We start from the raw sequence: 10,798 nt of genomic DNA on the forward strand, positions 1-10,798 counted from the left end.
GAAAACAACTACATATTATGAAAAAGATCTTATACACAGCAATATGCGCCTGTAGTATCTTATGTGGAGCACAGGCACAGACACCCGGATCGGAAGTACCCAACTTAAAAAAGCTATATGAGTTGACAGACTCTTGCGATGTAAACGTGCGGGCACGATTCTCCCCATTGATCGGGATTTCCGCTAGTATCTCCAATGGTGCTTCCCGGGTGGGGGCCACCTATATCCAATCCATCGTAAAGGCAGGGGGAACTCCGGTTATCATCCCGGCTGTTACTGACGGTAAGGTACTCAGGAATATCGTATCGAATTTAGACGGGCTAGTTCTTATAGGAGGAGCGGATGTAAACCCTCTATGGTATGAGGAGGAGCCTCGGGAAAAGCTGGAGGAAGTCGATCCGGTACGCGATTTGTATGAGTTGAAACTAATCAAGATGGCTACCGACCAAAATATTCCCGTCTTAGGCATATGCCGGGGATTGCAACTGTTGAATGTAGCGTTTGGCGGTACGCTTTACCAAGACATCCCCTCACAACGTGGCGATCATTCTGTCAAGCATAGGCAAGATTTACCCAGTTCGTATGGCTCACACCGTGTCTTTGTTGACGCAAACTCACAGCTAGCCACTATTCTAGGGAAAGATACCTTAGCCGTAAACTCTCTTCATCATCAAGCGATCAAGGAGTTGGCGCCTATCTTCAAGGCTACCGCTTATGCGCCCGACAGTATTATCGAGGCTATCGACGCTTATCCGAACCGATCCATCATGGGAGTTCAATGGCATCCAGAAGCATTGACTTACGGAGGCGACACTACGATGTTAAAGATATTCCACCATCTGATAGGAAAGGCCGAGACTTTCCACCAAGCCAAAGAGATGCACAAGCATTTCCTTTCCGTAGATACACATACCGATACTCCTTTCTGGTTTAAACGTGCCGGATTCAGCATCGCCGACCGGGAACGTAACCGGGTAAACATCCCTAAGATGCAAGAAGGGAAACTAGACGGGGTGTTCCTTGCGGCCTTCATCGGACAAGGTAAACGTGATGAGGCCTCTTTACAAGAAGCCGTACAAAAAGTAACAGGCTTGATCGAAGGTATTCGCAAGCAAGCTGAATTGAATAAGGATTTATGTGGCATCGCCGTTACGAACCAAGACTTCATCCGCTTGAAGAATGAAGGGAAAAAAGCGTTCTTTATCGGTATAGAGAATGGATACGGCATTGGTAAGGATCTGGCGAATATCGCTAAGTTCAAGGCGATGGGTGTCAATTATATCACGCTCTGCCACTCCTACGATAACGATATTTGCGACTCATCCACCCATACCAAGAAAGAATGGGACGGTTTAAGTCCGTTTGGCGAAGAGGTCGTGAAAGAGATGAATCGCCAAGGTATCATGGTGGATATGTCTCATGCCTCTGAGAAGGCATTTTGGGATGTTATCAAATTGTCCAAGGCCCCGATCATCTGCTCGCATTCCTCATCCATGGCGATGTGCAAGCACGACCGTAACCTGACCGACGAACAACTAAAGGCCCTTGCCCAAAATGGAGGCGTAGCGCAAGTTTGCTTGCTCGACCGCTATATCAATGAGGATTATAAAAACGCGAGCCTTACCGACGCGATCGAACATATCGATCATATGGTGAAAGTCGCCGGTATCGATCATGTAGGTATCGGCTCTGATTTTGATGGCGGTGGCGGAATTATCGGTTGCGAAAGTGACAACGATTTCATACAGATCACTGTTAAATTAATAGAGAAAGGATATACAGAGGAAGATATCGCCAAGATATGGGGTGGAAACTTGATGCGTGTATTAGACGAGGTTCAAGCGACTGCCTCCGTAAAAACATTATAAACAAAACAGATTTATGATCAGATTATTTTTTGCGTTATTGAGTTTTGCTCTTTTATCATGTGGAGCCAAAGGAACCAAAGAGACAGGTAATATGCCGGAGATCAAAAAACAACCGATCGCCTCAGCTGTTCCCGATTTCAACGCAGACAGCGCTTACGCCTATGTAGCGAACCAAGTCGCTTTTGGTCCCCGTGTACCTAACACGGCGGCTCATAAAGCATGCGGGGATTACTTAGCATCTGAATTGAAGCGCTTTGGCGCCAAAGTCTACCAACAGGAAGCGATACTGACCGCCTACGACGGAACGAAGCTGGAAGCGAGAAACATCATAGGCTCGTTTGATCCGGAGAATAGTAAACGTATTTTACTATTCGCGCATTGGGACAGCCGTCCCTATTCGGACCACGATCCCGATCCTTCCAAGCACCGAACTCCATTGGACGGGGCGGACGATGGCGGTAGTGGTGTAGGTGCCTTATTGGAAATCGCCCGCCAAATCGGACAAAAAGTCCCGGGTATCGGTATCGATATTATTTTCTTCGATGCGGAGGATTATGGTACGCCGGAATTCGTAACCGATTATACACCGGATAGCTGGTGCCTAGGTACCCAGTTCTGGGCAAAAAATCCGCATGTCCCCAATTATACGGCGGAATACGGAATCTTATTGGATATGGTGGGCGGCAAGAACGCCACGTTTTTCAAGGAGCAACAATCCTTACGTGCGGCAGCCCCGATCGTCGAGATGGTATGGAGCGCGGCCCGCGATCTGGGATATGGCAAATATTTCATTAACGCCACCGGCGGAGCGCTCATAGACGATCACCAATATGTGATTAGCGGACGTAATATCCCGAGTATCGACATTATTAACTACGACCCTGAGTCTAAAACAGGTTTCGCCAGTTATTGGCATACTCAAAAAGATAATATGGAAAATATAGACCGTGAGACTCTAAAAGCTGCCGGTCAAACCGTACTGGAAGTAATATACAATCGATAAAATACTGATAAAATGACAATCAATGAACTTCAAGACAATGTAATCGAAGAATTCTCAGTCTTCGATGATTGGATGGATAAATATGCGTTATTAATAGATCTGGGAAACTCCCTTCCCCCGCTTGATGAGAAATATAAAACGGAAAGCAACTTGATCGAGGGTTGTCAAAGCCGGGTTTGGTTCCAAGCGGATTATGTGGATGGAAAGATTATTTTCCAAGGAGAAAGCGATGCCGTGATCGTAAAAGGTATCGTATCTTTGCTGATACAGATCTTATCGGGCCATACCCCTCAAGAAATCTTGGATGCGGATCTATACTTTATAGACAAGGTAGGATTAAAAGAGCATTTATCCCCTACCCGTTCCAACGGGTTGGTAGCGATGGTGAAGCAAATGCGTCTGTACGCGATGGCTTACCGGGCAAAGGAACAACAATAAAAACAGGTGTTTTCACATGTATATAGGCACGAGCCGATACGTATATACGTGTAAGCCTACACCGATATAGGCATAGCCTCATACGTATATACGCATAAGGTTATGCCTATATACGTATTAAAAACCGAGTGTAAGCTGCTCCGGTAAGAGCGTAAAAGTCTTGCGATGATAAGGCGTGATTCCGTGGGTACGAATCGCTTCCCTGTGGACCTTGGTAGGATAACCTTTATTGTCCAGCCAATGATAAGCGGGGTATTCCAAGGCCAATTCATTCATATAATCATCCCGATAGGTTTTAGCCAATATAGAGGCGGCGGCGATACTCAGGTATTTGCCATCGCCTTTTACTACGGTCGTATGTGGAATATCGGGATAAGGGGTAAAACGGTTTCCATCGATCAATAAATGTTCCGGCCGTACTTTCAATTGCTCGATCGCACGATGCATGGCCAAGAAAGAGGCTTTCAAAATATTAATCTTATCGATCTCTTCCGGGCTAACGATACCTACCGCCCAAGCGATCGCCTCACGCTCGATAACGGGACGAAGCTTATACCGTTTCTTCTCGCTTAATTGCTTGCTATCGTTTAAATCCTCATTCTTAAAATCTTCCGGAAGAATCACGGCGGCGGCGAATACCGCACCCGCCAAGCAGCCTCTTCCCGCCTCATCACACCCAGCCTCTATACGCCCGGTTTCCATATAGGGTAATAACATGTATCTATCTCTTTTTATCGTAAAACACGCCACATGCTTACGATGCTCATTCAAGCATCCTTACAATGGGCATCGTAAGCACCTTTAAATGCCCATCATAAGCTCCATTGAATGGGCATCGTAATTTTAACTATTCAAATCCTTCACAATCCAAGGGCGAAGCACGAACCAAGCGAATGCCGTAGCGGCGATCACCCCGCAAGTATTCGCCAAGAAATCAAACCAATCCCCACCCCGGTACGTCGTACAATATTCTTGCAATATCTCAATAATCCCACTCATAACGATCGGGCATAAAACCGCCCCGATCCAAGCATGCCATAATACCGTCTCATACTTCCGGTGATTCCGCAAGAACTCCAGCCATAGCATACCCGACATCCCCCCATACATACAGAAATGAACCACCTTGTCCACACCCGGGAATAAAGGGATATCATCCATCCTCGGCGGCTTAAAGAACGACAAGTAAATAACGATCAATATAATCGCCAGTGAAAACGGATATTTCTTAATATAATACATCATACTCAAAACATCTTCCGAACTCGTTCCACACCTGCGATGAACGTATCGATCTCCTCTTTCGTATTATAAAAGGCGAAAGACGCCCGCACCGTCCCCTCGATCCCTAAGGCATGCATCAAAGGCTGGGCACAATGATGCCCTGTACGAACCGCTATTCCCAAACGGTCCAGCAACATCCCCATATCGTAATGATGGATATTACCCACCAAAAAAGAAAGCACCGCTCCTTTATGATCCGCTTGTCCGAAAATACGCATCCCTTCGATCGTATTTAATCCAGCGGTCGCATATCGCAAAAGCTCATCCTCATAAGCAGCTATATTCTCTATACCGATCCGGTCTACATACCGCAAGGCTTCCGCCAACGCCGTGCTACCAATATAATCCGGAGTTCCCGCCTCAAACTTAAAGGGAAGCTCATTAAAAGTTGTCTTCTCGAACGAGACCGTAGCGATCATCTCGCCTCCTCCCTGATACGGAGGAAGTTTATCCAACCACTCCTCTTTACCATACAAGACCCCGATACCCGTCGGTCCGTAAATCTTATGACCAGAGAAAACATAGAACTCCGCATCCAAGTCCTGCACATCCACCTTCATATGCGGAACGGCTTGAGCCCCGTCTACCAACACCGGTACGCCTTGTTCATGAGCGATCTCGATCATCTCCTTTACCGGATTCACCGTACCCAAGACATTAGACACATGAGTCACGGAAACCAAACGAGTCTTATCCGAGAATAATTTACGATACTCATCCAGATTCAACTCCCCTTTCTCATTCATCGGGATCACCTTCAACGTAATACCTTTCCGGGCCGCTTGTATCTGCCAAGGAACGATATTGGAATGATGCTCCATCACGGACACGATCACCTCATCCCCTGCCGACATACATTCATCCGTAAAGCTGGAAGCGATCAAATTAATGGATTCCGTAGTTCCCCGGGTAAAAATAATCTCATTCGAGGAACGGGCATTCAAGAAATGCTGTACCGTTTTGCGAGCCTCCTCATGCGCCTCTGTCGCCGCTTGGCTCAAGAAATGTACGCCTCGGTGGATATTGGCGTTTACGTTATAATATCCATTCTCTATCTTTTCTACCACTTGACGAGGTTTCTGGGTAGTAGCGCCATTATCAAAATATATCAGCGGTTTATCGTATATCTTATGATCCAAGATCGGAAAGTCTTTTCGGATCGCTTGAACGTCTAACATAGTCTTACTTCTTTTTGTCTTAAAATTACGAGAGCCAAAGATACAAAAAAAAGGCTTTCTCGCTGAAAGAAAGCCTTTTTTATCATTACCTAACAGATATTACGCCTACACTTTATCCTCTACTCGCACACCTACTTTTCTCTTCCAAAGTCAAAGTACGGAGACTCTGTACGGGCGTTATCCATTAAGGATGCTAGTTCTTTTACCTTATCGGGATACTTCTCCGCTAGATTCGTATCCTCATGTATATCATTACTTAAATCATACAGTTCCAATATAGTCTCACCCACGATCGGTTGCCGGATTAGTTTCCATTTACCGGAGCGTAATGCTTCCCGGCCATTCAATTCGTGAAATTCCCAATATAAATAATCATGGGCCTGTTGATTTTTCTTTGATAACAAGGTTGGTAAGAAAGAGATTCCATCCGTCTGCTCGGGCAAAACCGTACCTGTAAGCTCTGCCAACGTAGGCATGACATCCCAGAATGCGCTTATATGATCCGATTGAGCTCCGGCCTTGATCGTACCCGGGCACCATGCCACCATAGGTATACGGATACCTCCTTCATATACATCCCGTTTGATCCCCCTGAAAGGTCCGTAGCTCTTGAAAAAGTCCGGATCAGCTCCACCCTCATGATGCGGGCCGTTATCACTGGTAAAAATCACGATCGTATTCTTATCCAAACCCAACTCTTTCAATTCAGCCATTACATCCCCCACGTATTTATCCAACCGGGAGACCATGGCGGCAAAGGAGGCCAAGGGCTTCTCCGAGGTGTTATAACCGCCATACACTTTATCAAACTTACCAATATAAGGAGTCTCCTCGAATGAGTTCTCGTACATCTTATAAATAGAATCATGCGGAAGATTCAATTCCGCATGAGGCAGCGTATAGGTAAGCATCGCAAAGAACGGTTGCTCCTTATGATCCCGGATGAACTTCAATGCTTGCTCATGAATCAAATCTTGTGAATATGTCTTGCAAGCATTGTTCTCGTTTTCAGGAAAAAGAACCTTCTCCTCATTATGCCATAAATGATCCGGATAGAAGGAATGCGACTGGCGTTGGCAATTATACCCATAAAACTCATCGAAGCCCATCTTATTAGGAATGGAGACAGAGCCCGGATTTCCCAACCCCCATTTACCAAAGATACCGGTCGTATAACCGGCCGATTTCATTAATTTACCCAACGTATAGGTATCTTCCCGCATCGGCTGTTGGCCTTCGGGCGTGATCTCCCGGTTTCCCCGGACTTGCGTATGTCCCGTATGCAATCCGGTCATCAAGGAGCAACGGGAAGGGGCACTCACCGTACATCCGGCATAATGCTGCGTAAACAACATTCCCTCCTTCGCCATCCGGTCTATATTGGGAGTCTTGATAATCTGTTGGCCATAACAGCCAACATCTCCATAGCCTAAATCATCGGCCAAGATATACACAACATTCATAGGACGCTCCGGAGTTTTTTCGCAACCGGACATTCCGATAAGCAGCAATGTCCCGGATATACATAAAGTCAATTGTGTTTTCATATACCTTTAAAATAAATAGAAGTGTTAGAAACCAATTACAATCTTCTGATCCTGATTCGTAGACAAGCGGTTCGTCCGTACCTTAACCCTTCCCATACGATCCGAGGCATCGAAGTACCAGCCTTCTTGTCCGGCATTGAACGCTTCGGGGGAGATGGCAGATAGCGGCTTCCCGGCTACGGTTACGTTTGACGGGCTGGACTCCGAGCGGACATCCAATAGGTAAGTACGCTCTTGGTAACGTCCTTTATAATCTCCTTTCGCTTTCGCTATATCCACGGTGATCGTTCCTTTCTCACCTTTCGGGGAGGAAACAGAGATCAAGGTACGGGCAAACTCGCCTTTCTTATAATCACGGGTGAGACCGTCATCCTCATATAAATTGAAAGAGGTGTTTCCGTAGGGATATAAGTCCAAGGTCAAGACATCCGCAGGTTTCTCGCCGACATAATTCATATCCGGGTACATCGGGATAATGGCGCCTTGACGGATAAATACCGGGCAAATATCCAGTTTAGCCTCATATTTATCCAACCACTTGCCACCCTCGTATGTCTTTCCGGTCCAATAGTCGTACCATTCTCCGGCAGGGAAGTAGATACTGTCGCGTACGTTCTTACGGGTATATACAGGAGCAACCATCATCCACTCGCCACTCATAAATTGATATTGGGTGGTCGTATCACGGGTAACCACGTCATCCGGGAATTCCAGTACCATCGCACGAGCCATCGGTACACCGGTCGTATGCGCCTCATGACAATAGGTATAGGCGTACGGGTTCAGACGCATCTTCAGCTTTAGGAATTTACGGTTGATATCCGTGTACGGATGCCCATATACCCAAGGCTGACGGTCGGCATCCGCCCAGCCGCTCATGGTCATAAAGATCGGGGTGAAGACCTTCCATTGCAAGTCGCGGGTATAGGTTTTCGGGGAACCGCCGAAGATACCGTCCACATCGCTAGTAGCGGCGTTCATGGCGGAAAGGCCGGCACCCGTGATCGTCGGGATATGGTAACGGATATAATCCCAGTTGCTCACTTGATCACCGCTCCATACCGTAGAATACCGCTGGGTTCCGGCCCAACCGCAAACAGCCCATACGAAACCCCGTTCGTTCGTATTGTTCTCGATACCCTCGAATGCGGATTTACAGCCGTTCAAGGCAAACTCATAGCCTTCTCCAACCCAAGCCACATCCAATTTACACAGGCGGGTACCACATTTACCAACCTCGTAGGCAATCTTATCCACACCATTCTCTGTCCACAAGCCCGTATGGAAACCTCGTTTACCTAATTCCGTCACAACAGAATCCAATTTCACATAGCCGCAACCATAGCCATCGTTCGGCAAGATCCAGCCACGGGGCATATCATATTCCACATATTTATCAGCAACTTGGCTGATTACGTCCGGGGTGGATTGAGGCCATCCGGTGCGCTGTTCCCCTTTGTTATAGCAGTCGGCGTCTCCCATCGTAAGCATCCACATCGCCGGCATAAAAGGTTTTCCGGTGATATCCGTATAGTCGTTCAATAGGTCTTTCAAGGAAGGGCCGTAGAAGTAGAACGCATCAAAGCGATTCTCGTTATGCGTCAACTGACTGGTGAAGCCCATCAGCTTAAAGCCATCATCACAGTTCTTGTCCAGCATCTCCGTGCCGTTGAAGGCATAATGGCCCGGGGCAAACGTATTGCGGAATACGCCATATCCTTTCGTGGACATATAGAAGGGAGCCGGGTTAGAGGATTGATCCTCATCCCAACCGGTCACCTCGATATCCGCTTCCTTCCCGGCGTATGAGAAATTACCTTGTTGCATACCGCAACCGTAGAAATCCTCATCACCGCTACGGCGCATCGTTTGGGTCGTTTTCAGTCCGAAGGCAAGTGGTTCGGCCTCCTCGTAGATCACGGCACGGTTATTCTTGTCATACATGGCGAAACGAATAGGGTTCTTATAGACACGTACGACACATTGGGGAGTCGTGAACTTATAATAGCTGCCGTTGTCGGCCATGGAGACTCTCGGGTTCTTTACCCCATAATCCACAACGATCGAGTTTGCCGCCGGATTGGTATATGCCCCATCCGGTGCCAACCAGATACGGAAGATATCATCCCGGTAAAACATCAACTTAACCTTAGCGTACCCGGAGACGAACTCATATTCCGTGTTGCTGATCTTATTGAACTTCGTCAACTTACCCAAGTTCATACGGGCGGCGAACAGGTTCGCTTTTAATACGTTGTTTGACGAACGCTCATCCTTCGGGTATTGGATAGCGAACTCTATTTTATAGGAGCCCATCTGGGTTAGGTCGGTAGCAGGGAAAGCTACCTCATATTCCTCTTGTTTAGCGATCGGATGCCCGGAGGCGGTTACCGTGGCGGTTAGTTTCTGACCGTTGTTCAAGGAGGCGGTTACCGTGAAATCCTCGTCTACGGGCTGGGAACCAACGTTCTTCAGCTTCACTTTCAACACGTCTTCCTTCGTGAACGTATTCCCGGTTTCTTGGTGTGAGGTCACTTTCTCCAAAGCCAAATCATGCGCGAAAGGCTCTGTCAGCTCAATATCATCGACCATCCAGTACCAAGAGAAGATATCCCGCCAGAAGAAACGCAAGTAGACGGTTTTCTGGTTCGCGGCTACCTCGCTGATGTTAATCTCCTCATTCACCGGGGCGTGAAGCTGGGTAGCGGCGGGGATCTTATCCATCACGTTATACTCTTTCCAATTCACCCCGTCGTTGCTGACGCCAACCCAAAGGCCGGCACGTTTTCCGGTGAACCAATTATTCCAACGAAACAAGTGCTGGAATTTCAATACCACATCGTTCTTTCCCGCACAATCGATAGCGCTGGTCTGGAAATAGCCGTTCGGGTATTCCTCCCGTTGATTCCACTTCGTGATCTCCTCCCCGGTGACTACGCCCGGCCGGAATTGCATATGATAGCCACGACTCGTAGAGGCGATGGGAGGCGCTTGTTGCTCAAACTGGAAAGAGCCGGGATAAGGCTGATCGGTTACAATCCATTCACACTTTGCCGATTTCGTCGAATCGACAATCATCCAGCCGTCGGGTAATTTCCCGGCGGAGAAATCTTCTTTCCAAAAACTTTGTTGTGCGGACAGGGAGGAAACGCAACCTGTCAGAAGCATGGATACAATTAGACTTTTTATCATTTGAATTAGTTGATTAGATTTAGGCAGTAAAGATAGTCTTAATTTACGAGGGTTCGCAAACGTTCGCGTGATTTTTATTCTCTTTTCGCTGGGCAGAAACGTGTTATTATCAATGGAATCCTTCTATCTTTGCGTATGTACAACCTTGTCATATAAATCAATAAACCTCAAATCCGCAACTAAGCTCTTCAGCGTCCTTCTTGCGTCTAAACGTCCTCTCATCACTGAATTAGCAGATAAATTGAGGCTGAAATACCCACTTCTGCCCACAATATCCCCTTGCCCCAC

General features: G+C 47.2%; 8 protein-coding genes. 3 read left to right on the forward strand and 5 right to left on the reverse strand.

Annotated elements, in window-relative coordinates; translation table 11 throughout:
- Positions 1 to 17: 17 nt before the first annotated feature.
- From NBH16_RS16625 to NBH16_RS16635, 3 genes are read left to right on the forward strand one after another with little or no spacing between them, the layout of a single operon-like run.
- Entirely contained in the window at positions 18 to 1,868 is a 1,851-nt protein-coding gene (locus NBH16_RS16625) for a fused gamma-glutamyl-gamma-aminobutyrate hydrolase/peptidase (RefSeq protein ID WP_008772769.1), read from the forward strand.
- A 13-nt stretch (positions 1,869 to 1,881) separates the two neighbouring features.
- Positions 1,882 to 2,871, forward strand: a complete 990-nt coding sequence (locus NBH16_RS16630; RefSeq protein WP_044545406.1) for a M20 family metallopeptidase — start codon at positions 1,882 to 1,884, stop codon at positions 2,869 to 2,871.
- Positions 2,872 to 2,883: 12 nt separating this feature from the next.
- A complete protein-coding gene (locus tag NBH16_RS16635) occupies positions 2,884 to 3,309 on the forward strand; it encodes a SufE family protein (protein ID WP_005867596.1) in 426 nt (141 codons plus the stop codon).
- 117 nt (positions 3,310 to 3,426) lie between these two features.
- On the opposite strand, the gene rnhB is transcribed toward NBH16_RS16635, so the two are convergent.
- From rnhB to NBH16_RS16660, 5 genes are all read right to left on the reverse strand, one after another.
- Entirely contained in the window at positions 3,427 to 4,026 is a 600-nt protein-coding gene (gene rnhB / locus NBH16_RS16640) for a ribonuclease HII (RefSeq protein ID WP_005859375.1), read from the reverse strand.
- A 126-nt stretch (positions 4,027 to 4,152) separates the two neighbouring features.
- Positions 4,153 to 4,554: a VanZ family protein gene (locus NBH16_RS16645; protein WP_008777889.1), complete on the reverse strand. Its 402-nt coding sequence runs from the start codon at positions 4,552 to 4,554 to the stop codon at positions 4,153 to 4,155.
- Between the two features lie 2 nt (positions 4,555 to 4,556).
- Positions 4,557 to 5,771, reverse strand: coding sequence for a cysteine desulfurase (locus NBH16_RS16650; protein WP_250788887.1), 1,215 nt, complete (start codon positions 5,769 to 5,771; stop codon positions 4,557 to 4,559).
- 131 nt (positions 5,772 to 5,902) lie between these two features.
- A complete protein-coding gene (locus NBH16_RS16655) occupies positions 5,903 to 7,318 on the reverse strand; it encodes an arylsulfatase (protein ID WP_122382471.1) in 1,416 nt (471 codons plus the stop codon).
- Positions 7,319 to 7,342: 24 nt separating this feature from the next.
- Positions 7,343 to 10,510, reverse strand: coding sequence for a glycoside hydrolase family 31 protein (locus NBH16_RS16660; protein WP_122382472.1), 3,168 nt, complete (start codon positions 10,508 to 10,510; stop codon positions 7,343 to 7,345).
- Between the last annotated feature and the right edge of the window lie 288 nt (positions 10,511 to 10,798).

This window comes from Parabacteroides sp. Y3-G-102, from assembly GCF_023656845.1.
GTDB lineage: Bacteria > Bacteroidota > Bacteroidia > Bacteroidales > Tannerellaceae > Parabacteroides > Parabacteroides distasonis.